The sequence below is a fragment of the Tsukamurella sputi genome (assembly GCF_007858445.1).
GTDB lineage: Bacteria > Actinomycetota > Actinomycetes > Mycobacteriales > Mycobacteriaceae > Tsukamurella > Tsukamurella sputi.
In genome coordinates, this window is sequence record NZ_VIGV01000002.1 from 403,326 (window position 1) to 429,375 (window position 26,050).

Below are 26,050 nucleotides of genomic sequence, written 5' to 3' on the forward strand. Positions count from 1 at the left end.
CGCGCCTCCGCCGGGAGCACCCTCGGAGCGGCTACGGTCACGGTTTGTGAGCCAACCAGGAACGGGTGACGAGACGACGGGCGGTGCCGGAACGCGCGGCGCCGAGCCGGAGTCCTTCCGCGTCGCCGTCGAGTCCCTGCACACGGCGACGGTCCGCCCCGAGATCGAGATCGGCAGCATCCGGCCGCCGCAGCGACTGGCACCGTACAGCTACGCGCTCGGCGCCGAGGTCCGTGCTCCCGAGACGGACGCGGTACCGGAGAACTCGGACGGCGAGACCTTCGGCCGCCTGATCCTGCTCCACGACCCCCACGGGCACGAGGCCTGGAACGGCCTGATGCGACTCGTCGCGTACGTGCAGTCCGAGGTCGACGAGTCCCTGGCCTCCGACCCCCTGCTCCCCGAGGTCGCGTGGAGCTGGCTGACCGACGCTCTCGCCGAACGCGGCCAGGAGGTGACCGCCTTGGGCGGCACCGTCACGGCCACCGCGTCGGTGCGGTACGGCGACATCGCCGGTCCCCCGCGCGCGCACCAACTGGAGCTGCGCGCCTCGTGGACTCCCCTCGGCGAGGACCTCTCCGGGCACGTCGAGGCCTTCTGCGCGGTCCTGGAGACCGCTGCGGGCCTGCCGCCGGCGGGTATCACCCGGCTCGGCTCGGTCTAGGCGCCGCAGTGGGCAAGGCTTCGTCGGAACCCGTCCCGGGCATTCCGCTCACCGAGCCGGCCGACGGCGTCCCCGAGCCCCTGACCACGGTCGAGGAGTTCGCGGAGTGCGCCGCCGCGCTGCACCGGGGTACCGGCCCCGTCGCCGTGGACACCGAGCGCGCGTCCGGGTTCACGTACTCGTCCCGCGCCTACCTGATCCAGATCAAGCGCACCGGCTCCGGCCTGTTCCTCCTCGATCCGATCCACGAGCCCGAGGGCCTGGCACCGGTGATCACCGCGATGCGGGACGTCGAATGGGTGCTGCACGCCGCGGATCAGGACCTTCCGTGCCTGCGGGACGACGGCTTCGAATGCGACGCGCTGTTCGACACCGAGCTGGCCGGACGCCTGCTGGGGGCTCCGCGCGTCAACCTCGCGGCCATGACCTCGGAGTACACCGGGTACGCGCTCGCGAAGGGCCACGGCGCCGCCGATTGGAGCACGCGCCCGCTGCCGCACGACTGGCTGAACTACGCTGCGCTCGACGTCGAGGTGCTGGTGGACCTACGCGACGAGGCCTACGAGCGGCTCGAGGACGCCGGAAAGCTTCCGTGGGCGCTGGAGGAGTTCGAGTACGAGCGGACCCGGCCGGCCCCGGCCCCCAAGCCCGACCCGTGGCGCCGCCTCTCCGGCCTCAGCACACTGCGCAATCGCCGTCAGCTGGCCCGCGCGCGCGAACTGTGGCTGGCCCGCGACGAGATGGCCGAGCAGCGCAACGTCGCTCCCGGGCGCACCCTGCCCGACGCCGCGATCGTCAACGCCGCCGCGAAGAACCCGGTCACCGAGGCGGAACTGACCGCGCTGCCGGTGTTCGGCGGGCCGCGGATGAAGCGCTCGGCGAAGCGCTGGCTCGGGGCGATCCATCGCGCGAACGATCTCCCCGACGCCTCCCTGCCGCCCCTGCACGGCCCCCGCAACGGAATGCCTGCCAACAACCGCTGGGCCAAGTCGAACCCGGAGGCGGCGGAGCGGCTGGCCGCGGTCCGCGCAGCGCTCACGGTGATCTCGGACGAGGTGTCGGTCCCGGTGGAGAACCTCTTGCCGACGGACGCCGTCCGCAGCCTGTGCTGGGAGGGCACGGCGACCGGGGTCACCCAGGTCGAGGACGCTCTCGCGGCCGCCGGCGCCCGGAACTGGCAGCGCCGCCTCACGGTGACGGCCGTCGCCGAGGCGCTCTCCGACGCCTAACCGCGAATCCGGCCCACGGGCCCGTATCGGCCCGTCAGCGCGGGGATGTCAGCGCACCTGCTCGGGAGCCGCGGGCTCCTTCGCGACGGCGACGCTCACGTGCGCGCACGCCGTGACCCATCCGGTGATGCGGAAGGCGATCTCCGACGGGGTCAAACCCAGATCGGTGAGGATCTCGCCGCGCGAGGCGTGGTCGAGGAAGGCCTGCTCGATACCGAGGACGCGGGTCGGGACGTCGACCTCCGCGCGCTGCAGGGCGGCCGTGACGGCTGCGCCGATACCGCCCGCGACGCCGTTGTCCTCCAGAGTCACGACGAGCTGGTGCACACGCGCCAGCTCGACGATCGAGCCCGGCACGGGAAGCACCCAGCGGGGGTCGACGACCGTCGCCGAGATCCCCTGGTCCCGGAGGCGGGAGGCGACGTCGACCGCGGTGTGCGCGAACGGCCCGACGGCGACGATCAGCACGTCGCCGCCCGTGGAACCGCTGTCGACGAGGACGTCGGCACCGTCGGGCAGACGGCGGACGGCCGCGAGATCGGCCGGCACCGAGCCCTTGGGATAGCGGACGAGCGTGGGGGCGTCGGCGACGTCGAGCGCCTCGGCGAACTCCTCGCGCAGCCGCGCGGCATCGCGCGGGACCGCGACGCGCAGGCCCGGGACGATCGAGGCGAGCGACAGGTCCCACATGCCGTGATGGCTGGCACCGTCCGGCCCCGTGACGCCGGAGCGGTCGAGGACCACGGTGACGCCCTGCTTGAGCAGCGCGACGTCCATGAGCAGCTGGTCGAAGGCGCGGTTGAGGAACGTGGCGTACAGCGCGACCACCGGGTGCATGCCGCCCAGCGCGAGGCCGGCCGCGGAGGTGAGGGCGTGCTGTTCGGCGATGCCCACGTCGTACATGCGCTCGGGGAACTTGCGGCCGAAGTCGGCAACGCCGGTGGGCTCGGCCATGGCGCCGGTGATCGCCACGACATCGGTGCGGCTCTCGCCATGGGCGACCAGCTCCTCCGCGAAGACCGAGGTCCAGTCCTGGCTTCCGCCCCCGGATCCGCTGATGGGCAGGCCGGTGGCGGGGTCGATCACGCCGATGCCGTGCATCTGGTCGGCCTCGTGGTTCTCGGCGTGCTCGTAGCCGTTGCCCTTGCGGGTGAGGGCGTGCACGACGACGGGGCCGCCGAAGTCCTTCGCCCGCCAGAGGGCCGCCTCAAGGGCCGCCTCGTCGTGCCCGTCGATGGGGCCGACGTACTTGAGGCCGAGGTCCGCGAACAGCGCCTGCGGGCTCACCATGTCCTTGATCCCGGCCTTCATGCCGTGCAGCACGGAGTACGCGGGCTCCCCCAGCACGGGCACGTTGCGCAGCCGCCGCCGCGCCTCGCCGAGGAGGCGCTCGTACTCGGGCTGGGTGCGCAGGCCGGACAGGTGCGTCGCGAGCCCGCCGATGGTGGGCGCGTAGGAGCGGCCGTTGTCGTTGACGACGATCACCACGGGCCGGTCCGACGCCGCGATGTTGTTGAGCGCCTCCCAGCACATGCCGCCGGTGAGGGCGCCGTCACCCACGACGGCGACGACGGTGCGCTTCTCCCCCTTGAGCGCGAAGGCCTTGGCGAGGCCGTCCGCGTAGCTCAGCGCTGCGGAGGCGTGCGAGGACTCGACCCAGTCGTGCTCCGACTCGGCGCGGCACGGGTACCCCGACAGGCCGCCGGCCTGGCGCAGTGTGTCGAAGCCGTCGCGGCGGCCCGTGAGGATCTTGTGCACGTAGGCCTGATGCCCCGTGTCGAAGAGCACGGGGTCGGTCGGCGAGTCGAAGACGCGGTGGATGGCCATCGTGAGCTCCACCACGCCGAGGTTGGGGCCGAGGTGCCCGCCGGTCGCCGAGACCTTCTCCACGAGGAAGTCGCGGATCTCCCCCGCGAGCTCCGTGAGCTGGTCCTGGTCCAGCCGACGCAGGTCGCGCGGGGTCTCGATGGTGCGCAGCAGGTTCATATCCCTCGTGTCTACTCCCGTGAGAGGTGCCTTGGCCACTTTACCGGCCACGCCGGTCCTCGCGCCCGGGCACCAGTACGGCGAAAGCCTCCAGGTGATGGGTTCCGGGGAAGGCGTCGCAGGCGGTCAGCTCGGCCAGGCGGTAGCCGTTGTCGCACGCGGCCCCCAGGTCGCGCGCGAAGGCCGCGGGATCACAGCCGACGTGCACGATCGCCCGCGGCTCCGCCTCGGTGATCGCGGCCATGACCGCGGCACCGGCGCCCGTCCTGGGTGGATCCAGGACCACGACGCCGGGTGACGGGAGCCCCGTGATCCGGGACGCGGTGTCGCCGCGGTGGAAGGTGACGGGCGCATCGCCGAAGGTCTGCTTCCCGGCGGCGATCGCGCCGCCCGAGGTCTCCACCACATCGACCTCGAAGCCCTCGTCGACGAGCGCCCCCGCCAGGACGCCCGCGCCGCCGTACAGGTCCCAGGCGCGGCCGGGCCCACCGCCGAACCGGCCCGTGGAGGAACCGACCCACTGGGCGTACCGGGACGCCGCATCGCGATGGGCCTGCCAGAAGCCGCCGACCGGGATCTTCCACGACCGCGGGCCCACCCGGTACTCGGCGAGCGCGCCGCCGGCGAGGACCTGTGCGGGCCGTCCGCGCCGCGCCGGGACGGCCGCGTGGGCCGCGCCCGTGTCGTCGAGGACCAGCGCCACCTCGGCGCCGGGTGCGGCGCGCAGGCCGGCGGCGAGCTCGGTCAGTTCGACGGGGAGCTGGGTGCACGGCGCGACCACCACTGCGTCGCTGCGGTGCGCGTGCTGCCCGAGTGCGCCGTCACCGTCGGCGACGAGGCGTGCGCGGTGCCGCCACCCGGTGACCGGGGCGTCCGAGAGCGGCGCGACGATCGTGTCCCATCCGGGCCCGACGACGTCGGGGGCGAAGCCGCCGACGCGCTGCAGTTGATCGCGCAGCACGGAGCCCTTGAGAACGCGCTGGTAGGCGGGTCCGGCGAAGGTCAGGTCGCAGCAGCCGGCGCCGGCCGCGGCGGCGGGGCACGCCTCGGGGACGCGATGCGGCGAGGCGTCGAGCACCTCGACGGTGCTCGCGCGGGCGTAGGACTTCTTGACCTCGGTGATGCGCGCCCGCACCCGCTCGTCCGGCAGAGCGCCGCGCACGAAGATCGCGCGCCCCTCGTGTCGCGCGATGACGAAGCCGCCGTGGCCGGGGGCGCCGCAGGTCAGTTCCAGGACGTCGTCAACCGCGAGCATGCGTGAGCCTCCGTGCCACCAGGAAGGTGACGAGCAGACCCGCGGCGAACATGGGCCACCCCATGAGGATGCGGGCGAGGCCGAGGCCGCCGACGTTGTCGGTGACGTAGAGGTAGAACTGGACTCCGAAGCGCACGGCAAACATCGCCGTCCACAGCACGGTCAGCCAGGTGAAGGCGCGGAACTGTCGACGGTCGGCCCGCCAGTCCTGCCCGGCCGCGGTCGTCGCATCGCCGGGCTGATCCTCGCGCTCGTTGAAGAAGTGCCACAGCACACCGACCAGCGGCCGGCGGATCAGGATCGACACGGCGAAGGCGACGGCGAACACCGCCTGCATGACGATGCCGTAGAGGAAGTACCCCTTGCCGTTGCCACCGACGAGCAGCGCGATGACCACGCACACCGCGACGCCGAAGAAGCCGGAGATCGCGGGCTGGATGGAGGTCCGGGTCACGAGCCGGATCACCGCCACGAGCACCGCTACGACGAGCGCTGCGATCACGCCGCCGGTGAGGCCCCACTTCGCGTTCGCGGGGACGAAGGCGACCACGGGCAGGGCGGAGTAGACCATGCCCTGCCAGCCGCCCATCTGCTCGAGCACCTGGTCCTTGATCGACGGTTCGGCGGCATCCTCGACCGGCTCGATCGGTGGCTCGTCCGCCCGCGGTGTCCTGTGCTGCTCTGCGCCGTCCGTCACCCGTCCACCCTACGTGGCGGTGCTGGCATGCTCGTCCCATGCAGTTCCCCGAAGGCACCACCGCCGTCCTGCTGCCCGGCTCGGGTTCGGACGCCGACTTCGTGCTCCGCGCGTTCGCGCCGCTCACCGCGCTCTGCGAGCGCACCGTCGCCGTCGATGCGACGCCGCCGTCGGTGGTCTCGGGCTACCGCGCGGCGTTGGACGCCGCCGCGTCCGACGGTCCGCTGCTGGCCTGCGGCGTGTCCCTGGGCTCGGCGGTCGCCGCGAGCTGGGCGCTCGAGCACCCCGACGCGGACGTGACGCTGGTGCTCGCCCTTCCGCCGTGGTGCGGTGCGGCGGGGCCGGACGTGCCCGCGGCGATGTCGGCGCGGGTCACCGCGGACACCGTCGACGAGGTGGGCGCGGCGGAAGCGGTCGCCCGGATGCGGGCGGGCAGCCCGCCGTGGCTGGCCCGTGAGCTGAGCCGGTCGTGGGCCGCCCACGGCGACTTCCTCGCCCCCGCGCTGCGCGAAGCCGCCGGATACGCAGCCCCGACCGAGGATGCGCTGCGTGGACTGCGCGCGCGGACCGTCGTCGTAGGCGCCGAAGGCGACCTGATCCACCCCGTCGCCACCGCGCGGGCCTGGGGCGCGGCGATCCCGGCGGCGGCCACCGTGGTCGTGGACCTGGCGGATCTCGGCCCCGACCCGGCCACGCTGGGCCGCGCCGGGATCGCTGGTCTTACCGCTGGTTGTTGAGCCGCGTGAGGGCCGAGCCCTGCGTGAGCCGGTCCTGATTGCTCTGTCGCAGGGCGGCCGGACCGTCGGCGGCGGCGCGCTGGGCGACCTGCGCGGCGATCGCCGCGGCGGCCTGCTCCTGCTGGGCCTGCTGGGCGGCCATCGCCTCCTGCAGCTGCTGGACGAGTTCGGCCGGCAGCTCGATCTCCAGGTGATCGCGAGCGGGCCGGGGATCGGTCCCGCGCCGGATGACGGTCTCCGCCAGCATCGCCCGCGCGAGCTGCGCGGCCTGATCGGCCGTCTCGAGCGGAGAGGCGACCACGATGCGGACCATCCACCGCGGACCGTCGACGCCGATGAACCGCAGGACGCCGTCGGGCTGGTTCCCGACCACCTCGCGGCCCCAGTGGCCGTCCTCGATGGACACCTGGGCGCCGTTCTCGCGGAGCGATTCCGCGAGCTCGGTGACCACCTCGCGCCACTGGCCGCCCGACTTGGGCGCCGCGAAGACACCCGGCGTGATCCGGCCGACCGGGGTGTCGAGGTGCACACCCACGGGAACTCCCTCGGGGCTCATCTCCACCTGCAGCTGCGACTCCGCCGGCATCGCCAGGATGATCGAGCCGAGGTCGAGGCGACCGTCGTCGAGCCCGTCGGTGCTCTGCAGCGAGCCGAGGTCGTACGGACCCGCACCGGTGCCGAGTTCCTGCACCTCGTCGTCCTCCGTCGGGGCGGGCGCCGTGTGGTGCTCGGGCTGCCCGATCGTCGCGTACGGATCGACGCTCGAGGTGCTGCGCTGCTTGGACTTGCGGCGGCCGAGGGCCATGGGACGGTGCTCCTTGGGTCTGCGAGGGGTTCTTCGGGGAGGTTACTGGGAGGACTCGAGGCTGGCGTGCCCGCCCGACGAGCCGTAGCCGCCGGCGCCGCGGACCGTCTCGTCGAGGAACGAGACCTCCTTGAAGTCGGGCAGTTCGACGCGCTGGACGAGGAGCTGGGCGATCCGGTCGCCGCGCTTGATGTCGACGGCGTTCGTCCGGTCGGTGTTGAGCAGGCAGACCTTGATCTCGCCGCGGTATCCGGCGTCGATGGTGCCGGGCGTGTTGACCACGGTGAGACCGTGTTTCGCGGCGAGGCCGGAGCGCGGGTGGATCAGCCCGACGGTGCCGTGCGGCAGCGCGAGTGCGACGCCGGTGGCGACGAGCGTGCGCTCACCGGGCTCGATCCGCACGTCGATCGTCGAGTACAGGTCCACGCCCGCGTCGCCGGGATGTGCGCGCTTGGGGAGTGGGAGGCCCTCGTCGAGCCGCAGTAGGGGTATCTGGCTCACCATGGGATGCAGACTACGCTGAAGCCGTGTCGGACGATCGAACAGTGAAGACCTCCCAGCCGGGTCACGGCTACTTCGAGCGGCTCACGGTGCCGTGGTACTGGTGGCTCGCGGGCGCGGTCGTGGCGGCCCTGCTCTGCTACGAGGTGACGCTCGCCGCACGCTGGGGCGACTGGATGATCGGGGCCTGGGTTCTGATCGTCGCGGTCATCGCCGTGCTGTTGTGGTCGATGGGCCGCGGTAGCGTCGGCGTGCGCGACGGCGAGTTGTGGGCGGGTAACGCCCATCTCCCGCTCGAATTGGTCTCGCGTGCCGCGGCGGTGCCGGCGGAGGCGAAGAGTGCGGCGCTCGGCCGGCAGCTCGATCCCGCGGCCTTCCTGTATCACAAGGGCTGGATCAAGACGATGATCGTGGTGGTGCTCGACGACCCCGATGACCCGACGCCGTACTGGATGGTCTCGACGCGGCATCCGGAGAAGATGCTCGCGCTGATCCCCGCCGCGACCACGCTCGGCTAGGAGCGGGCCGCCGCGGAGAAGGTGCGCCTCAGGCGCAGTCGATGCAGATCAGCTCGGAGCCGTCCGGATCGGCCAGGCGGCTGCGGTGGTACACCAGGAAACAGCTGGTGCACGTGAACTCGTCGGCCTGCTTGGGCACCACGCGAACGCTCAGCTCCTCACCCGAGAGGTCGGCGCCGGGGAGTTCGAAGGACTCGGCGGTCTCGCCCTCGTCCACGTCCACCGTGCCGGACTGCCCCTCGTTGCGCCGGGCCTTGAGTTCCTCCAGCGAATCCTCGGAGATCTCGTCCGCCTCGGAGCGCCGTGGAGCGTCGTAATCAGTTGCCATGCCGTGTCATCCCCATCCTTGCTCGTGCCCCGGGTCTCGGGGTTTCCGAGACCACCGGGCGCGTTGTCCCGCGCGAGCGGCCCAGAGTGTAACTCACTCGGAGAGCGAAGTCACGGCCTTTCCGTGACGGCCGCCGATTCCGTCGCTCGCTGCACCTCTAACGCGTCGTACGTCCCGATGATTCCCGGGCGACTCCCGCTCCGCCTCCCGTGCCGGACCGGACCGCTCCCGTACAGTCGGGGCCGTGGTTTCCCAGCTCACCGGCACGGGCCGGCGATTCGACCGGAACGGCGAGCCCTTCCGGCGCCGCAACACGCTGCCGATCCTCATCGTGGTCGCCGTCCTCGCAGTGATCGCGATCGGCACGTGGGCGCGAGCGATGTCCTCCCAGGAGGAGACCGCGGCTCCGGTCTCCTGCCCGCCGCCCGGGCCCGCAGCGTCGTCGTCGACCGCCGCACCCGCGTCCGGTGCCGCTGCGCGCGCGGGCGCCACGACGCCGGCCCCCGCGCCCAGCCGCTTCGAGGTGGTCTCCCCCGACGACCTGGTCTCAGTCCGCCCCGCGCCGCTCGCGGCCTCGACGGTGCGCGTGCTCAACGCCTCCGGTCAGGCCGGACGCGCCGAGACCACCCTGAACAAGCTGGCCGACTACGGCTTCAGCGCCCCCACCACCGGCGCGTACGGCAACGATCCGGTGTACTCGACGATGGCGTGCCAGGCGCAGCTGCGCTTCGGCGATTCGGGCAAGGCCGCGGCCGCGGCGGCGTGGGTCATCGCCCCGTGCGCCGAGCTCATCAACGACGGCCGGCGGGACAACTCCGTCGACCTGGTCCTGGGAACGTTCTTCACGGATCTCGAACCGAGCACCGACGCCCAGGAGATCCTGCGCATCCTGCGTGCCGCGCCGGCGGGTGCGGCGGACGGCGGCGCGAACCCCGCGCTCGTCTCCGCGGTGCACGGCCAGTCCTGCAACCGCTGACTCAGAGAGGCTCCAGGCCGCCCGCGCTCCGCAGGAGCTCGATCAGGCTGTCGGCGATGCCCGGCGCGGCCGCGAAGGTCAACGCGCCGTCCGCACTGGCGGAATCGGGACCGGGCACGATCACGACGGCACCCGCCTCCTGCGCGATCAGCGCGCCCGCGGCCCAATCCCACGGGCTCAGGCCGTGCTCGTAATGCGCGTCGGCGCGCCCGGCGGCCACCATGCACAGATCCAGGGCCGCCGAGCCGATCCGCCGCACGTCCCGGACCGCGGGCAGGAGCTCGGCGAGCACTCGCCCCTGCTTCTCGCGTCGCTCCCGGGCGTAACCGAATCCCGTCGCCACCAGCGCCAGGCCCGGATCGGTGATCGGGTTGGCACGCAGTTCGCGGACGGTCCCGTCCGGTGCGATCTCGCGCGCACCACCGCCCCGCTCCGCCGCGTAGACGGTGCCGTGCACCACGTCCGCGACCGCCCCGGCCACGGACACCCCGTCGATCTGGGCGCCGAGCGAAACCGCGTACGCCGGCACGCCGTACAGGAAGTTCACGGTGCCGTCGATCGGGTCGACGATCCACCGGACCGCACCGGCCTCCCCCTGGTCGCCCCCGTACTCCTCACCGAGCACGGTGTCCTCGGGACGCAGTTCCGCGAGCCGCTCCCGGACGAAACGCTCGGTCTCGGTGTCGACGACGGTGACGGGATCGGTCGGCGTGGACTTGGTCTCCACACCGTCCGGTCGGGCACCGCCGGCACCGTCGAATGCGTTGGCGCCGAAGACCTCCACCCGACGGGCCGCGACGCGACGCGCGGCTTCCGTGACGACGGCGACGGCGACCTCGGACAACTCCGACCGGTTGTGTTGCACGCCCTCCACAGAACCACAATCCGCGGTAGTTTGTCAGCGCCGGGGCACCCCCCGGCATCGGGACGCGACGTCCGGCACCGACGGAGGAATGCGAGCACGCAATGGCGGAGAAACTGGGGTTCGGCGTCGACATCGGCGGCAGCGGCATCAAGGGCGGAGTCGTCGACATGGAGACCGGCGAGCTGGTGGGCGAGCGGTTCAAGGTGCCCACGCCGCAGCCGTCGACGCCCGGGGCCTGCGCCGGGGCCGTGCGCGAGGTGATGGAGCACTTCGGGTGGGAGGGGCCGGTCGGGGTCACCGTGCCCGCCGTCGTCACGAACGGCACGGTCCGCAGCGCCGCGAACATCGACGCCGGCTGGATCGGCACCGACGCGAGCGAACTCTTCACGTCCACCCTCGACCGCCCCGTCACGGTGCTCAACGACGCCGACGCCGCGGGCCTCGCCGAGGACCGCTACGGCGCGGGACGCGACTTCGACGGGGTGATCCTCCTGCTGACGCTCGGCACCGGTATCGGCTCGGCGCTGATCTACCGCGGGACCCTCGTGCCCAATACGGAGTTCGGTCACATCGAGGTCGAGGGCAAGGAGGCGGAGCATCGCGCCGCGAGCTCCGTCAAGGACCGTCGCGGCTGGAGCTACGAGAAGTGGGCCGGACAGGTCAGCCGCGTCTTCCGCGAGTACGAGAAGTTGCTGTGGCCGGACCTGATCATCGTGGGCGGCGGCGTGAGCCGGAAGGCCGACAAGTGGGTTCCGCTCCTCGAGGTGAAGACCCCTGTGATCCCGGCGAAGCTCCTGAACACCGCGGGCATCGTCGGCGCGGCGATGGCATCGCAACAGGGCTGATTCCGCACGATCCGGACGCTGTGACCGCAGGTGAATACGGTCCGAGCGAGAAGAATCGTTACAATGGGGGTCCGGCGTCGAAACGCCGGACCAGACGCCGGACCACGTCGCCCCGGACGCCGCAGCCACCACCGAAGCCCCGCACAGCACGGGACGGTGCTGTTGTCGCGCCACGGAAGACCGGTACGGCGCACGCAGGCACAGTAGGAAAGGGCGTAAGTGGCAGCGACGCAGACCAGCTCCAGCGCACCGTCGGCAGACGGCGTGGACGGTTCGGCCACCTCGGCGGAGACCCCCGCCAAGAAGACCACCGCCAAGAAGGCCCCCGCGAAGAAGGCTCCGGCCAAGAAGGCGGCGGCGAAGAAGGCACCGGCCAAGAAGGCGCCCGCGAAGAAGGCGGCGGCCAAGAAGGCCGCGGGCCCCGCCAAGCGGACGGCGAAGAAGGCCGCCGGGAAGAAGGACGCCTCGGCGGCCGGCGCAGAGGGCGGTGCCGAGGACGAAGTCGACCCCGAGCTCGACGGCGATCCCGATCCCACCGAGCTGTCCGACGAGGACATCGCGCTCGACGCGGACGACGCCGACGAAGCGGCCGACGCCCCGCAGGCCAAGAGCGCCGTCACCAAGCCCGCCCCCGCGGACGCGGAGGACGAGGAGCCGTCCGAGGCGGACAAGGCCTCCGGCGACTTCGTCTGGGACGAGGAGGAGTCCGAGGCACTACGGCAGGCCCGTAAGGACGCCGAGCTCACCGCGTCGGCCGACTCGGTGCGCGCCTACCTCAAGCAGATCGGCAAGGTCGCGCTGCTCAACGCCGAGGAGGAGGTCGAGCTCGCGAAGCGGATCGAGGCCGGCCTGTTCGCCGAGCAGCAGATCAACCGCTGGCTCGAGCGCGGCGAGAAGCCCGCCATCGGCATCCGGCGCGATATGAACTGGATCGCCCGCGACGGCAACCGCGCCAAGAACCACCTGCTCGAGGCCAACCTGCGCCTCGTGGTCTCGCTGGCCAAGCGCTACACCGGCCGCGGTATGGCCTTCCTGGACCTGATCCAGGAGGGCAACCTGGGCCTGATCCGCGCCGTCGAGAAGTTCGACTACACCAAGGGCTACAAGTTCTCCACGTACGCCACCTGGTGGATCCGGCAGGCCATCACCCGCGCCATGGCGGACCAGGCCCGCACCATCCGTATCCCGGTGCACATGGTCGAGGTCATCAACAAGCTCGGCCGCATCCAGCGCGAGCTGCTCCAGGACCTGGGCCGCGAGCCCACGCCGGAGGAGCTGGCCAAGGAGATGGACATCACGCCGGAGAAGGTGCTGGAGATCCAGCAGTACGCGCGTGAGCCGATCTCGCTGGACCAGACCATCGGCGACGAGGGCGACAGCCAGCTCGGTGACTTCATCGAGGACTCGGAGGCCGTCGTCGCGGTCGACGCGGTCTCCTTCACCCTGCTGCAGGATCAGCTCCAGTCGGTGCTCGACACGCTCTCCGAGCGCGAAGCGGGCGTCGTCCGCCTGCGGTTCGGCCTCACCGACGGCCAGCCGCGGACTTTAGACGAGATCGGTCAGGTCTACGGCGTCACGCGTGAGCGCATCCGCCAGATCGAGTCGAAGACCATGAGCAAGCTGCGGCACCCGTCGCGTTCGCAGGTCCTGCGCGACTACCTGGATTAGACCGGTGCACCGAACGGCCCGACGGTTCTCCGTCGGGCCGTTCGGCGTTCGGCGGCAGCGGCTCGTCGTCATGCGGAGGTACGCCCACCCCGTCCCGCCACCCACAGCGGCCCGGTGAGCAGCCAGATCACCGTGACCACGGCGAGGGTGCCGAAGACGCCCATGAGCGCGTCGCGCTGCGTCTCGTCGGCCACGGTGTAGCCCAGCCCCAAGGACACCGCGGCGGCGATCGCCACCGCGCCGAGCCAGCGCGCGAAGTCGGCCCACTCCTTGCGGGTCCGTTCGGGTCCGAGCGCCGGGACCTTGTGCGGCGCGGGAGCCCCGGCGAACCGGTGCGCGAAGCGCTCGTCGGCCCACGTGATCATGCGGTGGCCGAACATCACGGTGCACCCCAGGTAGATCCCGGCGAGACGATGGGCGAAGCCGACCTCACCGCCGCGGTACAGGTCCACGGCGACCGCCACGATGAGGACGACGTCGAGCAGCGGGACCAGAGCCAGCGAGACCATACCCGCGCGCCGCCAACGCAGGATGTAGCGCATCGCCAGGCCTCCGACGACGAGGACCCAGAATCCGATCTCGCACGCGGCGATCGTCCACAGCACAGGACTGTTCAGCTCTCCCATGCCCCGTACTCTGCCCGGGACGGGCGGCATCGTCATCCCGCGTTCGGCGACACTCCCGTCCCCCGTTCGACGGACCCGCCGTCGGCGGCGATGTGCTGCAATGGGCGCATGAAGTCGCAGGGTCACTCGTGGACGTCGGAGTACGCCGCGGTCCCTGCGATCGGGATAACGCTGGTGGGGGCGATGCTGTGGGCGGCGGGCGGTTGGTCCGTCCGCGCCGACACGGAGCACTTCTATCCGTGGCAGGTCAAGTTCGGGCTGCTCTGCGGGGCGCTGGCGATCCAGCTGCTCGCGCGGACCAGGCCGGCACTCGCGTTCGGCCTGATGCTCGCGCTCGTGGTGTGGGATCTGCCCTTCGGCCCGTCGGTGGTGCTGTGGATCGCGCTCTCGGACACCATCTACCTGGCGATCGCGACCGGCGGCGAGCGCCTGCGCACCATCGTCATGTGGACGGTGCTGATCATGACCGTCCTGGTGTGCGGCGGGCTGACCGCCGTCGGCGGCGTCAAGGGCGGTATCTACGCGGTGCTGGTCATGGTGGCGGTCCTGTGGTCGCCGATCGGCTACGGCCGGTCCGTGCTCGCCTACCGCGAGCTGGCGCAGGTGGAGCGGGACGAGAGCGAGGCCCGCCGCGCCACCGCCCTGGCCGACGAGCGGCGGCGCCTGGCCCGCGAGCTGCACGACACCGTCGCCGGGCACCTCTCCGCGGTCGCGATCCTCGCCGACGCCGCACAGCGCGCACCGAGCAATCCCGCGGTCCTGCAGTCGATCCGGTCCGGCAGCCTCGCCGCGCTGGAGGAGATGCGAGCCACGATCAACCTGCTCACCTCCCCCGACGACGCCGCCGTCCGCACCACGCTGGCGTCCCTCGAGCCGCTCATCGAGACCGCCGGTGCCGCCGGCATCGACGTGCGGCTCCACCTGCCCGACGGTCCGCTGCCCACCGCCGGCGAGGCGGTGCTCACGCGGATCCTGGGTGAGGTGATCACGAACGCCACCAAGCATGCGCCGGGCGCCCCGCTCGACGTGGTCGTCGACACCGGCCGGGAGGAACTGACCTTGACCGCGACCAATCCCCTCCCCACACGGGACCTGACGATCGGCTCGGGCGACGGCCTGCGCAACATCTCCTTCCGTGCGGAATCCGTCGGCGGCACGGCGACGGCGGGACCCGAGGACGGTTCCTGGGTGGTCCGTGCGACCGTGCCGCTGGCGGTCGCACGATGACGGTCACCGTCGTCCTGGCGGACGATCACGCCGCGATCCGGGCCGGGCTGCGCATGCTGCTGGAATCCAGCGGTGAGGTGCAGGTGATCGGTGAGGCCGCCGACGGTGCCGCCGCCCTGCGGCAGGCCCGGGCCCTGCGGCCGGATGTGGTGGTGATGGACGTGCGGATGCCGCGCGTGGACGGCCTGGCGGCGACGGCCTCCGTCGTGGCGGAGACGGACAGCGCCGTGCTCGTGCTCACCACCTTCGACCTCGACGAGTACGTGCTGGGGGCGCTGAGTGCTGGCGCGAGCGGCTTCCTCCTCAAGTCGGCCGGCGGCGACGACCTGATCCGGGCCGTGCGGGCGGTCGCGGAGGGCGATGCGGTGTTGGACCCGAAGGTGACCCGTGCCGTGATCGGCGCGCTGCCCCGCGCCGCCGCGGAGCCGGAGGCGGTGGACCTGTCCGCGCTCACCGACCGCGAGCGCGATGTGCTCGCCGGCCTCGGCGACGGACTGTCGAACCAGCAGATCGCTCGGCGCCTCGACATCGGCGAGGCCACGGTGAAGACCCACGTCTCCCGGGTGCTGATGAAGCTCGGGGTCCAGTCCCGCGTCCAGGCCGCCGTCATCGCGGCGCAGACCGGATTGAGCTAGGGATTGACCTGAACAATACTTCGGGTTGTGTGATGGATCCGTTCCAGAAAACGACCCGAGGAGACATCATGACCACCATCGACACAGCAGCCCCGTCGACCTTCCGCCTCACCCGCACGACCGCCGCCCTGGGCTCGGTCGTGCTCGCACTGCTCGGCAACCTCGTCCTGTGGCTCGTCGGCCTGGCCGCCGGCGGCGACTTCACCATGACCGATCCCGACGGTGTCCGCGCCTCCGTCGCCCCGGGCGGCGTCGTCCTGATGACGGTGGCGCCGCTCGCCGTCGGTATGACGGCCGCTGTGCTGCTCTCGACGCTGTGGGCCCCGGTCCTGCGCATCGCCGCAACGATCGGTGCCGTGGCCTCGCTCGGCACGATCGCGGGCACACTCGCCGCGGATTTCGACGTGCCGTCCACGGTGACGCTCTCGCTGATGCACGTGGTCATCGCGGGCGTCCTCGTGACCGTGCTCGAGGCCCTGTACCGCCGGGTCCGCTGACGGCGCGCCGGCCGCCGCGGGCCGCCGCGCCGCCCACGGCGGCAGAGGATCCGTACCCTCACCCCCTCACCGGGCGAGGGTACGGATCCAGTCTCGGGTGGCGGCGGGATCGATCACGTCGTCCAGCTCGAAGGTGGTGGCGGCGTGCAGCGCCCGCCCCCGCTGATACGCCAGGGCGAGCAACTGATCGAAGAGCTCGGCGCGCGCGGCCTCGTCGGGCGCGGCGGCGAGCTCCTTGCTGAAGCCGAGCCGCACCGCGCCCTCAAGCCCCATGCCGCCGATCTCGCCGGTGGGCCAGGCCACGGTGAACTGCGGCGCGTGGAAGCTGCCGCCCGTCATCGCCATCGCGCCGAGGCCGTAGCCCTTGCGCAGGACGAAGACGCCCAGCGGCACCGTGAGCCTGGCACCCAGCACGAACAACCGGGAGAAGCGGCGCACCGTGGCCTGCTCCTCCGCCTCGGGACCGACCATGAAGCCCGGGGTGTCGCACAGCGAGATCACGGGGAGTCCGTGTGCCTGCGCCAGTTCCAGGAAGTCGGCCAGCTTGTCGGCCGCCTCCGCGTCGATCGCTCCACCCAGGTGCCGGGTGCTGTTGGCGATCAGCGCGTAGGGTTCGCCCTCCACGCGGACGAGCGCCGTGATGACGCCGATCCCGTAGTCGCGGCGCAGCTCCAGCGTCGATCCCTCATCGACGATCGCGGCGATGGCGGCGCGCACGTCGTAGGCGCGCAACCGGTTCTCGGGGACGACGTGCCGGGCGATGCGCGGATCGGGGGCGGTCCATTCGTCGACGGGGCCGGAGAAGTAACCGAGGTACCGCCGGGCCAGGCCCACCGCGTCGGCCTCGTCGTCGGCGACGACGTGCACGACGCCGTTGCGTCGCTGCACGTCGACGGGACCGATGGCCTCGGGCGGGAATTCGCCGAGTCCGCCGCCGGAGATCATCGCTGGGCCGCCCATGCCGAGGTTCGCGTCGGGCGTCGCGATGACGACGTCGCAGATCCCGGCCAGTGCGGCGTTACCCGCGAAGCAGCGGCCGGAGACCACGGCGATGAGCGGAACCCTGCCGCGCAGCGCGCCGAGGGAGCGGAAGGTCGGCACGTCGAGGCCCGCGACGATGTCGAGGTCCGTGTCGCCGGGGCGACCGCCGCCGCCCTCCGCGAAGAGAACGATCGGCACGCCGCGGCGTTCCGCGACGTCGATGAGGCGGTCGGTCTTGGCGTGGTTGCGCCACCCCTGCGTGCCCGCGAGCACGGTGTAGTCGTAGGAGATCACCATCGCCTCGGCGCCGCCGATGGTCGCCAGGCCGCCGATCAGGCCGTCCGCCGCGCCGGTCGCGATGAGGTCCTCCTCCGAACGGCGGGCGCGCTGCGCGGGCAGGAGCAGAGCGCCGTACTCGGTGAAGCTCCCCTCATCGACGAGGTCGTCGATGTTCTCGCGAGCGGTGCGGCGGCCGATCCTGCGCCGCTTCGCGACCGCGTCGGGGCGTCCCTCGTCGCGCGTCACGCGGTGTCGTTCCCGCACCTCGTCGAGGTCCGCGCGCGAGCGGTCGAGATCGAGGGAGTCCACCGCCCCGCCGCCCGTGTCCGCGCCGCCGGCGGGGAGATAGGCCAGCAGCGGTGTCCCCGCCGTCACGGTCTGCCCGGGGCGCACGAGCACCTCGCCGACGGTGACCGGCACCGCGAGCGACTGTTCATGTTCCATCTTCATGGCCTCCAGGACCACGAGGGCGGTCCCCGGCTCGGCGGTCGTGCCCGGCTCGGCCACTGCCACGACGGTGCCGGTCAGCGTCGCGGTGAGCACGTCCCCGTCGATGTCCGTGACGGATGCGGCCACGACGTCGGCGGCCTCAGGGACGAGCTCGCCGATCCTGCGCGCGAGGTATCCGGTGTCGACGGGGCCGGAACGGAACTCGGGGTCGGCCAGGACGGCGCGCAGCAACGCGATGTTCGTGCCGGGTCCGTCGATCACGAACTCCCCCAGTGCCGCGTCCGCCTTGGCGAAGGCGCGGGCGGGGGTGGAAGCTCGCACGATCACCTTCGCGAGCAGCGAGTCGTAGCGGGCGGAGGTGGTCAGGCCCGGGCGGCCGTAGTCGTCGACCCGGACCCCGGGTCCGGTCGGCGGGGTGTACCCGGCCAGCACGCCGCCGGTGGGCAGGACGGTGCCGTCCCGTTGCGGGGCCTCGAGGTTCACGCGCGCCTGCACGGCCGTACCGAGCGCGGCGGCGGGCGCCCCGTCGACGACGCCTGCGCGGCACCGGGTTCCGGCGGGGAGGCCGAGCTCGGCGAGCGTCGCCCCCTCGGCGAGGGCGAGTTGCGCCGCGACCAGGTCCACGCCCGTCACCTCCTCGGTCACGGTGTGCTCGACCTGGATCCGGGGATTCACCTCGAGGAAGACGGCCGTGTCGTCGCGGACCAGGAACTCGACGGTCGCGAGCCCGCGGTATCCGGCCGCCGCGCACAGGCGGGCGGCGTGCGCGTGCAGGGCGGCTCGCAGATCCGCGGGCAGCGACGGCGCCGGCGCGACCTCGATGAGCTTCTGATTGCGCCGCTGCACGCTGCAGTCCCGGTCGCCGAGTGCCAGGGCGCCGACCCCGTCGCCGATGATCTGGATCTCGATGTGTCGGGCGCCGTTCTGCAGTTCCTCGGCGAAGACGCGGCCGTCCCCGAACCCCAGTTCCGCCTCCGAGACGCAGGCGCGGTACGCGGCGTCGAGCTCCTCATCGAATCGTGGTCCGGGCAGCACGGCGCGCATGCCGCGCCCGCCGCCGCCGGCGACGGCCTTGATCATCACGCCGGACGGGCGCTCGGCGGCGAAGGCGCGCACCGCATCGAGGTCCACTCCCCCGTCGGTGGCGGCCGGCACGGGTACTCCCACGGCGACCGCCGCCGCCCGCGCCGAGGCCTTGTCACCGAAGGTGCGCAGGACTGCGGGCTCGGGGCCCACGAAGGTGAGACCCGCGGCGGCGCAGGACGCGGCGAAGTCGGCGTTCTCGGCCAGGAACCCGTAGCCGGGATGCACGGCGTCGGCGCCGGTGCTCGCCGCCGCCGCGAGGACGGCCGCACCGTCGAGGTAGGCGGCGGGGCCCGAACCGGGTAGGGCGACGGCGTCGTCGGCCGCCGCGACGTGCGGCGTCTCGGCGTCGTCTCCGGCGTACACCGCCACCGTCGGGATCCCGAGTTCCCGTGCGGTGCGGATGATCCGCAGTGCGATCTCGCCGCGGTTGGCGATGAGCAGCTTCACTTCGACTCCCCCTCGGCCGCGATCTGCGCGGCCCTCTCGAACAGGTCTCCCTTGCGTACCTTGCCCGTCGCCGTCATCGGGAGCGCGTCGACGAGCACGAAGTCGGGCACCTTGTACCCCGCCATGTTCTCGCGCGCCCACGCGGTCAGTTCGTCCGCGTCGACGGAGCCGGCGGAGACCACGAAGGCCAGCGGTACCTGCCCCCTGCGCCGGTCCGGCCGCGGCACCACCGAGACCGATCCGATCGCCGGATGCGCCTTGAGCAGCGCCTCCACTTCGGAGGGGAAGACGGACATGCCGTTCACCTTGATCATCTCCTTGGTGCGCGCCAGGTAGTGCACGGCGCCCCAGTCGTCGAGCCGGCCCACGTCACCGGTGTGCAGCCAACCGTCGCGGATCGCCTCGGCGGTGGCATCCGGCCGGCGGTGGTAGGCCGTGAGGATCGACTCGCTGCGGACCACGATCTCGCCGCTCTCCCCGACCGGCACGGGCCGGCCCTCTCCGTCGACGATCAGGATGTCGGTGCCGGGCACGGGAAGCCCGCAGAAGACGGGATCCGCCGTGAGGTCGCGGTCGTCGTCCTGGAAGCCCAACGTGAAGGTGTCGGCGGTGTGCGTCTCGGTCATGCCGTAGGAGGCCTCGCGCAGGACGCCGCCGGTCAGGCCGCGCCAGCGGGCCCGCAGTTCCGGGGTCAGCTTGAGCACGAAGGACACCGCGAGCGGGTTCACGACGGTGCCGAAAGCGGCACCGTCGAACCCGGGAAGGTCCATGAGCTCGACGTAGTTGTCCACGGTGGCGACGGTGTCCGTCACGCCGTACCGGGCGATGAGCACCGCGGCGACGGCCGGATCCCAGCGCGTCATGAGGACGATCGTCTGGCCGTTCAGCAGCGGCTTGAGGATGCCGAAATCCTCACCGGCGATCCAGAAGACGGGCAGGAAGTTCAGGCCGACCGACGCGGCGCGTCCCACCTCGGTGCCGCCCGCGAGGGTCGCGGTGGCGGCGGTGTAGGCCATGTGCCGCTGGGTGTGCTCGCATCCCTTGGGCAGGCCGGTGGTGCCGCCGGTGTAGTTCAGCGCCGCGAGCGCGTCGGGGTCCGATGCGCGAGCAGGCGCGGGCGGCGCGGCGAGCACACGATGCCAATCGCTGCGCGGATCCGGCGCGGTGTCGAAGGGTGCCGGGGCGCCGGCGATCGGCTCCACGCCGTCCAGCAGATCGCCTAGCGCGGTGGCGATCACGGTGTGGACGGGGGTGTGCGCGCGTACCGACTCCACCAGCTCCAGCAGATCCGTCTGCGCGAGCAGCACACCGACGCCCGCATCCTCGAGTTCGTGCTGCAGCTCGCGTCCCTTGAGGAGCGGGTTGACCGGCACGTGGACGGCCCCGAGCTTCAGGATGCCCAGCATCGCGATGGAGAACTGCGGACAGTTCCCGAGGTACACGCCGACCGCGTCGCCCGGGCGCACTCCCTGATCGGCGAGCAGGCCCGCGAAGCGGTCGGAGAGCTCGTCGTACTCGGCGTAAGTCACCTCGCGTCCGTAGAAGGCGATCGCGATCGCCTCGGGCCGCTGTCGAGCCCAGTGCCGCAGGTGCTCTACCATCGCGGGTGTCTCCGCCGGGTATTCGACGGTGCGCGGGACCTGCGGCGGCCAGTTCCGCAGGCACAGGGCGCGGATCTCCTCGGCGGCGGCGTCCAGTTCTGCGGCGATGTCGGTGGTCCGGTCGACCATGGGGCTCCTTCAGTGCATCGGCTCCGTCAGAAGCCGATCAGTCGTTCGGCGACGCGGATCTGATCCGCGACGAAGCGCTCACGCGCGGCGGGACTGTCGCGCGCCACGCGCTTCGCGCCGTGGTGGATGGTGTCGTTGAGGATCGTGACCAGGGCCGCGGGTTCGAGGCACAGGTCCACGGTGGCCGGGTCGAGCGAGGCCAGGTAGGCGGTGTAACGCCGGTGGGTGCGCCGCATCAGACGGTCCCAGATCTCGGCCACGTCGTCCCGGACGGGCGCCATGGCGTCGAAGAGGGCGACGAGGCCGCCGTTGGCGAAAACGGCGTCCGCGTAGGCGCGCATCGTCGCCGCGATCACTTCGCGCGGTGGAGTTCCGTCGATCCCGTCCAGGGACTGCGCCGATTCCAGTTCCGTACCGACCCGGTCGGCGAGGGCGAGGAGGATCTCGTCCTTCGACCGGAAGTAGGCGTAGAACGTGGGGCGCGAGGTCTGCGCGCGGGCCGCGATGAGCTCGACCGTGGTGGCCGCGTAGCCGAGGTCGTCGAAGCACTCAGCGGCCGCCCGGAGCAACTCCTCGCGGCGAGCGCCGCCGGTGTCCTTGCGGTTCGCGCGTGCCCGCTCCTGCGATTGGCTGATCGTCACGCTCACGAGTCTGCTCGGCTCCGCTGCGACCTTCAAGGACACCGGCTCCCGGTCAGGCCGCGTCGGGCACGCCGGGCACCGCCGTCGGATCGTTGCGGACCTCGGCGGGATTCGACTCGGGCAGGAACCACGCGCTGAGCAGTGTCACCAGGCCCATCGCCGCGAGGTACAGCGAGACGCCCCAGGTGGATCCGGTCTCGGCGATCACCCAGGTCATGAGCAGTGGCGCCACGCCCGACACCGCGACCGCGGCGAGCTGGTAGGCCAGCGACGCTCCCGAGTAGCGCACGCGCGGCGCGAACAGCTCCGCCATGAACGCGGCCAGGGGGCCGTAGGTCAGCGCCTGCCCGGCGCTGGAGACGAACATCGCGACCATGAGCATCGGTCCCGAGGCGAGGTCCGCCAGCCAGAAGAACGGGAACGCCCACACCATGAGCACACCCGCGCCGATGAGGATCAGCGGACGGCGTCCGACGCGGTCGGACAGCCCGCCCGCCCACATGATGACGAGCGGCATCACGATGGAGGTGACCAGGATCGAGGTGAGCACGGTGTTGCGGTCCATGCCCAGACCACCGTCGGAGACCTTCTTCGTGCCGTAGCTGAGGAATCCCGCGATGGAGACGTAGAACGCCGAGTTGGTGCCGGCGAGCAGGCCCGCGCCGAGCAGGATCTTGCCCCAGTGGTTGCGCACGGCCTCCGACAAGGGCGCCTGCGCGACCTGCGCACCGTCGCGCTTCGCCTCGACCTCCGCCTTGAGCTGCTGGAACTCCGGCGAATCCTCGACCTTGAGGTGGATGTAGAGCACGACGGGTACCAGCGCGGCGCTGGCCCAGAACGGGATCCGCCAGCCCCAGCTGAGGAAGGCGTCGTTGGACATCGAGTAGCTCACGACGATCATCATCAGGTTGCCCAGCAGCAGTCCGAGGGGAACGCCCATCTGACCGAAGGTGCCCGCGAAACCGCGCCGTTTGGGACCCGCCGATTCGGTGAGCAGCAGGACGATGCCACCCCACTGCCCGCCGCAGGCGAGGCCCTGGATGAACCGGAGCGTGATCAGGAGCAGCGGCGCCACGGTGGCCATGCCCGCGACGTGTGCGGACGGCAGGCAGCCGATGAGGAAGGTGGCGACACCCATCGCGATGAGGCAGAGCAGCACCATGGGCTTGCGCCCCAGCCGATCGCCGAAGTGCCCGGCGAGGATGCCGCCGAGCGGACGGGCGATGAAGCCGATGGAGAACGTGCTGAACGCGGCCAGTGTGGCGACGAGCGGCGAGGCGTTCGGGAAGAAGACCTTCGGGAAGACGAGTGCGGCGGCGGTGCCGTAGACGAAGAAGTCGTACCACTCGATCGAGCTTCCGATGAGTCCTGCGCCGAGCAGCTTGCGGTGCGCGCGCCGGCGCTCCTGATCCTCGGTGGAGCTCTGTGCGGTGACGGACATAGGCGATGACTCCAGACAGTGAATGTGACCCCCGACACAGAGAATGCTTGACGTTGACGTTGATGTCAACCGTTTCCGGGATTTTGCTAAGCGAACGCTTACGCTGGTGGCTCCAGGTTTCCTGGACGGGAACACCCGATCACCGCCATGGACACCAGCGCTCGACGTACAAAGGGCGCATGGCACTCACCGAACCCGACTTCCCGTCCGCCAACGGCCGCGACACCATCCACGCCTGGATCTACACGCCCGTGCGCGAGCCCCGCGCGATCGTCCAGTTGATCCACGGACTCGGCGAACACTCCAGGCGCTACCTGCGCCTGATCACCGCACTGCTCGACGCGGGCTACGTGGTCGCCGCCGAGGACCACGCCGGCCACGGCGCGACGGCGATGGCCTCGGGCGTCTGGGCCGACGCGGGCGACGACGCCGGGCGCGTCATGGTGGCGGACTCCCGGTCACTCGGCGCGACCGTGCGCGAGCGCCACCCCGGACTCCCCTACGTCGTCTTCGGCCACTCGATGGGCTCGATGATCGCCCGCGGTGCGGCCATCGAATCCGCCACGGAGATCGACGGTCTCGTCCTGTGCGGGATCGCCGCGCAGATCCCGGGCGCGGGAATCGTCGATCGAGCCGCACTGGCCGCCGAGCCGGACCAGGCCGGCCCCGCCCCGCTCGGCTACGTGGCCGCGCTGTTCGACGGTTTCGTCTCCCGATTCGGCGAGGGTGCGGGACCGACGGACTGGGTCGCCAAAGACGCCGACGTGGTCCGCGACCACGCGGTGGACCCGTTCAACAACTTCGGCGCACCGATGTCGGTGCGCTTCCTCCGGGGCTTCATCGACCTGTACGACGCCGCCAACGGCGACGCCTTCTACGCCGCTCTCCCGTCCAGTACGCCGGTCCTTGTCCTCGCCGGCGACCAGGACCCGGTCACCAACTACGGCGAGGGTGCCTATCACGTGGCGAACCGCCTCGTCGCCACCGGCCATACGGACGTCCGCACCCGCGTCTACCCCGGTCTGCGGCACGAGGTGCACAACGAACCCGAGAGCCGCGACGACGTGACCGCCGAGCTCATCGGGTTCGTCGAGCGCGTCCTCGGCTGACCCCGGCGATCACCCGGCGAGCGCGGCGAGACCGTTCGAGACGCCCACCACCAGGTACACCCGTCGGTCCGCGAGCTCGGAGCTCTCCCGGAAGTACGACACCGTGCGGTGCACCGGACCGGCCGATCCCGGGCGCGTGATCCTGTCACGCACGAGGAAGTGGTCGTCGGCCTCGGCATGACCGAGTGCAGCGGGCCTCATCCGATCAGCGGGAACGACCGCCTGGAACCGATAGGTCTGGCCGTCGGGCGCCGAGGACGACTTCAACCAACGGATGTCGTCGCGTTCGACGTACCCACAGCCTCGGGTCAGTGGGCGCGCAGCTCCCGCTTGAGGATCTTGCCGGTGCCGCCCTTGGGGAGCTCGGCGAGGAGGTGGATCTCCCGCGGGTACTTGTAGGCGGCCAAGCGCTCGCGGCTGAAGGCGGTGAGCGCCTCGGCGTCGGCGGCCGCGCCCGGGCGCAGGACGACGAAGGCGACGACCTCCTCCCCCAACCGCTCATCGGGGCGCCCCACGACAGCGGCCTCGACGACGTCCGGGTGCGCGTAGAGCACCTCCTCGACCTCGCGGGGGTAGACGTTGTAGCCGCCGCGGATCACCAGGTCCTTGAGCCGGTCGACGATGAAGAAGTAGCCGTCCTCGTCGCGGTACCCCAGGTCGCCCGTGTGCAACCACCCGTTGCGCAGCGCCTCCGCGGTGGCCTCGGGCCGCTTGTAGTAGCCCTTCATCACGTTGTGCCCGCGGACCACGATCTCGCCGATGTTGTCCTCGCCGGGCGGGAGCTCGACACCGTCGGCATCGACGGCCCGCATCTGCACGCCCCAGATGGGCTTGCCGATCGAGAGCACCTTGCGCTGCTCGGCGCTGATGTTGAAGGTCGCGGTCGAGGCGGTCTCCGAGAGCCCGTACCCCTCGAGGATCGCCAGCCCCGGGAACTTCTCCTCGAACGCACGGATCACGCCGCCCGGGATCGACGCGCCGCCGGAGACGGCGGCGCGCAGGCTGGAGACGTCGCGACCGGCGAGGTCGACGCCGAGGAGCGCCACGTACATCGTGGGCACGCCGGAGAGCACGGTCACGCGGCGGCGCGCGATGACGTCGACGACGGCCTCCGCCTCGAACCGCGGAACCAGTGCCACCGAACCGCCGTACCGCACTGCGGCATTCAGCACGCTGGAGAGCCCGAAGACGTGGAACAGCGGCAGCGCGCCGAGCGCCACGTCGTCCTCGCGCATCCCGAACAGCTGCGGCGCGACGGTGCAGTTCATGTACAGCTCGAAGTGCGTGAGCTCTGCGCCCTTCGGACGGCCCGTGGTGCCGGAGGTGTACAGCAGGACGGCGGTGTCGTCGGAGCCCGTCGGGTGGATCTCGCCCGAATCCGGCTCCGCCAGGAGCTCGGGGAAGGGCGCCGCGCCCGGCGGTGTCGGTGCCCCGAGCGAGACGATCACCACGTCGTCGACGCCCGCCTCACTCGCACCTGCGAGCGCTGCCTCGGCGGAGAAGTCGGAGGCCACGAGCAGCTTCGCGTCACTGTCACCCAGGTGGTAGGCGATCTCCGGAGCCGTGAACAGCGGATTGAGGGGCACCATGGTCAGGCCGGCCTTGAGGATGCCGAAATACAGGAGCACGAACTCCGGCAGGTTCGGCAGCTGGATCGCCACCTTGTCGCCGGGGCCGAGGCCGCGGGCGAGCAGCGACGCCGCGAGACGCCCGGACTGCTCGTCGACCTCCCGGTAGCTGATCTCGCGCTCGCCGAAGAACAGGGCATGCGCATCCGGCGCGGTCGTCGCCGACTCGCGCAGCATCGTCGCAAGATTGAAGGACACG

The 26,050-nt window shown here is 71.7% G+C and carries 25 protein-coding genes; 11 read left to right on the forward strand and 14 right to left on the reverse strand.

What is annotated here, in order from left to right; all coding sequences use genetic code 11:
• The first annotated feature begins 46 nt into the window (after positions 1 to 46).
• Together FK268_RS07175 and FK268_RS07180 are read left to right on the forward strand one after the other, a co-directional pair.
• Positions 47 to 664, forward strand: a complete 618-nt coding sequence (locus tag FK268_RS07175; protein ID WP_146432618.1) for a DUF3000 domain-containing protein — start codon at positions 47 to 49, stop codon at positions 662 to 664.
• Between the two features lie 8 nt (positions 665 to 672).
• Positions 673 to 1,893 (forward strand): HRDC domain-containing protein, encoded by a 1,221-nt coding sequence (locus FK268_RS07180; RefSeq protein WP_146432620.1) that lies wholly within the window; start codon positions 673 to 675, stop codon positions 1,891 to 1,893.
• Between the two features lie 48 nt (positions 1,894 to 1,941).
• Here the strand turns inward: FK268_RS07180 and dxs are convergent, their stop codons facing one another.
• Genes dxs through FK268_RS07195 form a run of 3 tightly spaced genes read right to left on the reverse strand, consistent with a single transcriptional unit; the run spans position 1,942 to position 5,831 of the window.
• Positions 1,942 to 3,879: a 1-deoxy-D-xylulose-5-phosphate synthase gene (gene dxs, locus FK268_RS07185; protein ID WP_146432622.1), complete on the reverse strand. Its 1,938-nt coding sequence runs from the start codon at positions 3,877 to 3,879 to the stop codon at positions 1,942 to 1,944.
• A gap of 40 nt (positions 3,880 to 3,919) precedes the next feature.
• Entirely contained in the window at positions 3,920 to 5,134 is a 1,215-nt protein-coding gene (locus tag FK268_RS07190) for a class I SAM-dependent RNA methyltransferase (RefSeq protein WP_146432624.1), read from the reverse strand.
• Positions 5,121 to 5,831 (reverse strand): DUF3159 domain-containing protein, encoded by a 711-nt coding sequence (locus FK268_RS07195; RefSeq protein WP_231706967.1) that lies wholly within the window; start codon positions 5,829 to 5,831, stop codon positions 5,121 to 5,123. Before FK268_RS07195 ends, FK268_RS07190 begins: the two co-directional genes overlap by 14 nt.
• A 38-nt stretch (positions 5,832 to 5,869) precedes the next feature.
• Here FK268_RS07195 and FK268_RS07200 point away from each other — a divergent pair, with 38 nt between their 5' ends.
• Positions 5,870 to 6,568 carry an alpha/beta hydrolase gene (locus FK268_RS07200; protein ID WP_146432625.1) on the forward strand — a complete coding sequence of 233 codons (699 nt, stop codon included), beginning with the start codon at positions 5,870 to 5,872 and terminating at the stop codon, positions 6,566 to 6,568.
• Here the strand turns inward: FK268_RS07200 and FK268_RS07205 are convergent.
• Both FK268_RS07205 and dut read right to left on the reverse strand, forming a co-directional pair.
• Positions 6,552 to 7,373: a DUF3710 domain-containing protein gene (locus tag FK268_RS07205; protein ID WP_146432627.1), complete on the reverse strand. Its 822-nt coding sequence runs from the start codon at positions 7,371 to 7,373 to the stop codon at positions 6,552 to 6,554. The genes FK268_RS07200 and FK268_RS07205 overlap by 17 nt on opposite strands.
• Positions 7,374 to 7,415: 42 nt before the next feature.
• Positions 7,416 to 7,877 carry a dUTP diphosphatase gene (dut, locus tag FK268_RS07210; RefSeq protein WP_146432629.1) on the reverse strand — a complete coding sequence of 154 codons (462 nt, stop codon included), beginning with the start codon at positions 7,875 to 7,877 and terminating at the stop codon, positions 7,416 to 7,418.
• Positions 7,878 to 7,900: 23 nt separating this feature from the next.
• On the opposite strand from dut, the gene FK268_RS07215 reads away from it, so the two are divergent.
• The gene (locus tag FK268_RS07215) at positions 7,901 to 8,392 is read left to right on the forward strand and encodes a DUF3093 domain-containing protein (RefSeq protein ID WP_231706968.1); all 492 of its coding nucleotides are present in this window, start codon (positions 7,901 to 7,903) and stop codon (positions 8,390 to 8,392) included.
• A 28-nt stretch (positions 8,393 to 8,420) separates the two neighbouring features.
• Here FK268_RS07215 and FK268_RS07220 read toward each other — a convergent pair whose 3' ends face one another.
• Positions 8,421 to 8,720: a DUF4193 domain-containing protein gene (locus FK268_RS07220; RefSeq protein ID WP_146432631.1), complete on the reverse strand. Its 300-nt coding sequence runs from the start codon at positions 8,718 to 8,720 to the stop codon at positions 8,421 to 8,423.
• Between the two features lie 244 nt (positions 8,721 to 8,964).
• Between FK268_RS07220 and cei the strand changes: the two genes are divergently transcribed.
• The gene (gene cei, locus FK268_RS07225; RefSeq protein WP_158636066.1) at positions 8,965 to 9,696 is read left to right on the forward strand and encodes an envelope integrity protein Cei; all 732 of its coding nucleotides are present in this window, start codon (positions 8,965 to 8,967) and stop codon (positions 9,694 to 9,696) included.
• A gap of 1 nt (position 9,697) precedes the next feature.
• Here the strand turns inward: cei and FK268_RS07230 are convergent, their stop codons facing one another.
• Entirely contained in the window at positions 9,698 to 10,570 is an 873-nt protein-coding gene (locus tag FK268_RS07230) for an inositol monophosphatase family protein (protein WP_146432633.1), read from the reverse strand.
• Between the two features lie 92 nt (positions 10,571 to 10,662).
• Here FK268_RS07230 and ppgK point away from each other — a divergent pair, with 92 nt between their 5' ends.
• Positions 10,663 to 11,406 carry a polyphosphate--glucose phosphotransferase gene (gene ppgK, locus FK268_RS07235; protein ID WP_146432634.1) on the forward strand — a complete coding sequence of 248 codons (744 nt, stop codon included), beginning with the start codon at positions 10,663 to 10,665 and terminating at the stop codon, positions 11,404 to 11,406.
• Between the two features lie 219 nt (positions 11,407 to 11,625).
• On the forward strand, positions 11,626 to 13,074 hold the full coding sequence (locus tag FK268_RS07240; protein WP_146432636.1) for an RNA polymerase sigma factor: 1,449 nt from the start codon (positions 11,626 to 11,628) through the stop codon (positions 13,072 to 13,074).
• 68 nt (positions 13,075 to 13,142) lie between these two features.
• Here the strand turns inward: FK268_RS07240 and FK268_RS07245 are convergent, their stop codons facing one another.
• Complete coding sequence (locus tag FK268_RS07245; RefSeq protein ID WP_146432638.1) at positions 13,143 to 13,700, reverse strand: hypothetical protein; 558 nt, start codon at positions 13,698 to 13,700, stop codon at positions 13,143 to 13,145.
• 108 nt (positions 13,701 to 13,808) lie between these two features.
• On the opposite strand from FK268_RS07245, the gene FK268_RS07250 reads away from it, so the two are divergent.
• From FK268_RS07250 to FK268_RS07260, 3 genes are all read left to right on the forward strand, one after another.
• Entirely contained in the window at positions 13,809 to 14,927 is a 1,119-nt protein-coding gene (locus tag FK268_RS07250) for a sensor histidine kinase (RefSeq protein WP_146432640.1), read from the forward strand.
• Positions 14,924 to 15,562, forward strand: coding sequence for a response regulator (locus tag FK268_RS07255; RefSeq protein WP_146432642.1), 639 nt, complete (start codon positions 14,924 to 14,926; stop codon positions 15,560 to 15,562). The genes FK268_RS07250 and FK268_RS07255 overlap by 4 nt, the downstream gene beginning before the upstream one ends.
• A gap of 68 nt (positions 15,563 to 15,630) precedes the next feature.
• Positions 15,631 to 16,059, forward strand: coding sequence for a DUF6069 family protein (locus FK268_RS07260; RefSeq protein ID WP_146432644.1), 429 nt, complete (start codon positions 15,631 to 15,633; stop codon positions 16,057 to 16,059).
• Positions 16,060 to 16,125: 66 nt separating this feature from the next.
• On the opposite strand, the gene FK268_RS07265 is transcribed toward FK268_RS07260, so the two are convergent.
• The 4 genes from FK268_RS07265 to FK268_RS07280 are packed head-to-tail and all read right to left on the reverse strand — an operon-like array spanning position 16,126 to position 23,114.
• Entirely contained in the window at positions 16,126 to 19,302 is a 3,177-nt protein-coding gene (locus FK268_RS07265; protein WP_146432646.1) for an acetyl-CoA carboxylase family protein, read from the reverse strand.
• The gene (locus FK268_RS07270) at positions 19,299 to 21,032 is read right to left on the reverse strand and encodes an AMP-binding protein (protein ID WP_146432647.1); all 1,734 of its coding nucleotides are present in this window, start codon (positions 21,030 to 21,032) and stop codon (positions 19,299 to 19,301) included. The genes FK268_RS07265 and FK268_RS07270 overlap by 4 nt, the downstream gene beginning before the upstream one ends.
• 26 nt (positions 21,033 to 21,058) lie before the next feature.
• On the reverse strand, positions 21,059 to 21,673 hold the full coding sequence (locus tag FK268_RS07275) for a TetR/AcrR family transcriptional regulator (RefSeq protein ID WP_231706969.1): 615 nt from the start codon (positions 21,671 to 21,673) through the stop codon (positions 21,059 to 21,061).
• A 52-nt stretch (positions 21,674 to 21,725) separates the two neighbouring features.
• Positions 21,726 to 23,114 (reverse strand): MFS transporter, encoded by a 1,389-nt coding sequence (locus FK268_RS07280; protein ID WP_146432651.1) that lies wholly within the window; start codon positions 23,112 to 23,114, stop codon positions 21,726 to 21,728.
• Between the two features lie 179 nt (positions 23,115 to 23,293).
• Here FK268_RS07280 and FK268_RS07285 point away from each other — a divergent pair, with 179 nt between their 5' ends.
• Positions 23,294 to 24,223, forward strand: coding sequence for an alpha/beta fold hydrolase (locus tag FK268_RS07285; protein ID WP_146432653.1), 930 nt, complete (start codon positions 23,294 to 23,296; stop codon positions 24,221 to 24,223).
• A 9-nt stretch (positions 24,224 to 24,232) separates the two neighbouring features.
• On the opposite strand, the gene FK268_RS07290 is transcribed toward FK268_RS07285, so the two are convergent.
• A complete protein-coding gene (locus FK268_RS07290; protein WP_146432655.1) occupies positions 24,233 to 24,424 on the reverse strand; it encodes a hypothetical protein in 192 nt (63 codons plus the stop codon).
• A gap of 107 nt (positions 24,425 to 24,531) precedes the next feature.
• Complete coding sequence (locus FK268_RS07295) at positions 24,532 to 26,049, reverse strand: long-chain-fatty-acid--CoA ligase (RefSeq protein WP_193560248.1); 1,518 nt, start codon at positions 26,047 to 26,049, stop codon at positions 24,532 to 24,534.
• Position 26,050 lies beyond the last annotated feature (1 nt).

Coding starts and splice junctions, on each gene's coding strand:
- dut (WP_146432629.1), bottom strand. CDS start 7,877: ATGGTGAGCCAGATACCCCTACTGCGGCTCGACGAGGGCCTCCCACTC.
- dxs (WP_146432622.1), bottom strand. CDS start 3,879: ATGAACCTGCTGCGCACCATCGAGACCCCGCGCGACCTGCGTCGGCTG.
- FK268_RS07255 (WP_146432642.1), top strand. CDS start 14,924: ATGACGGTCACCGTCGTCCTGGCGGACGATCACGCCGCGATCCGGGCC.
- FK268_RS07205 (WP_146432627.1), bottom strand. CDS start 7,373: ATGGCCCTCGGCCGCCGCAAGTCCAAGCAGCGCAGCACCTCGAGCGTC.
- FK268_RS07220 (WP_146432631.1), bottom strand. CDS start 8,720: ATGGCAACTGATTACGACGCTCCACGGCGCTCCGAGGCGGACGAGATC.
- FK268_RS07245 (WP_146432638.1), bottom strand. CDS start 13,700: ATGGGAGAGCTGAACAGTCCTGTGCTGTGGACGATCGCCGCGTGCGAG.
- FK268_RS07290 (WP_146432655.1), bottom strand. CDS start 24,424: ATGAGGCCCGCTGCACTCGGTCATGCCGAGGCCGACGACCACTTCCTC.
- FK268_RS07270 (WP_146432647.1), bottom strand. CDS start 21,032: ATGGTCGACCGGACCACCGACATCGCCGCAGAACTGGACGCCGCCGCC.
- FK268_RS07190 (WP_146432624.1), bottom strand. CDS start 5,134: ATGCTCGCGGTTGACGACGTCCTGGAACTGACCTGCGGCGCCCCCGGC.
- FK268_RS07280 (WP_146432651.1), bottom strand. CDS start 23,114: ATGTCCGTCACCGCACAGAGCTCCACCGAGGATCAGGAGCGCCGGCGC.
- FK268_RS07250 (WP_146432640.1), top strand. CDS start 13,809: ATGAAGTCGCAGGGTCACTCGTGGACGTCGGAGTACGCCGCGGTCCCT.
- FK268_RS07285 (WP_146432653.1), top strand. CDS start 23,294: ATGGCACTCACCGAACCCGACTTCCCGTCCGCCAACGGCCGCGACACC.
- FK268_RS07200 (WP_146432625.1), top strand. CDS start 5,870: ATGCAGTTCCCCGAAGGCACCACCGCCGTCCTGCTGCCCGGCTCGGGT.
- ppgK (WP_146432634.1), top strand. CDS start 10,663: ATGGCGGAGAAACTGGGGTTCGGCGTCGACATCGGCGGCAGCGGCATC.
- FK268_RS07260 (WP_146432644.1), top strand. CDS start 15,631: ATGACCACCATCGACACAGCAGCCCCGTCGACCTTCCGCCTCACCCGC.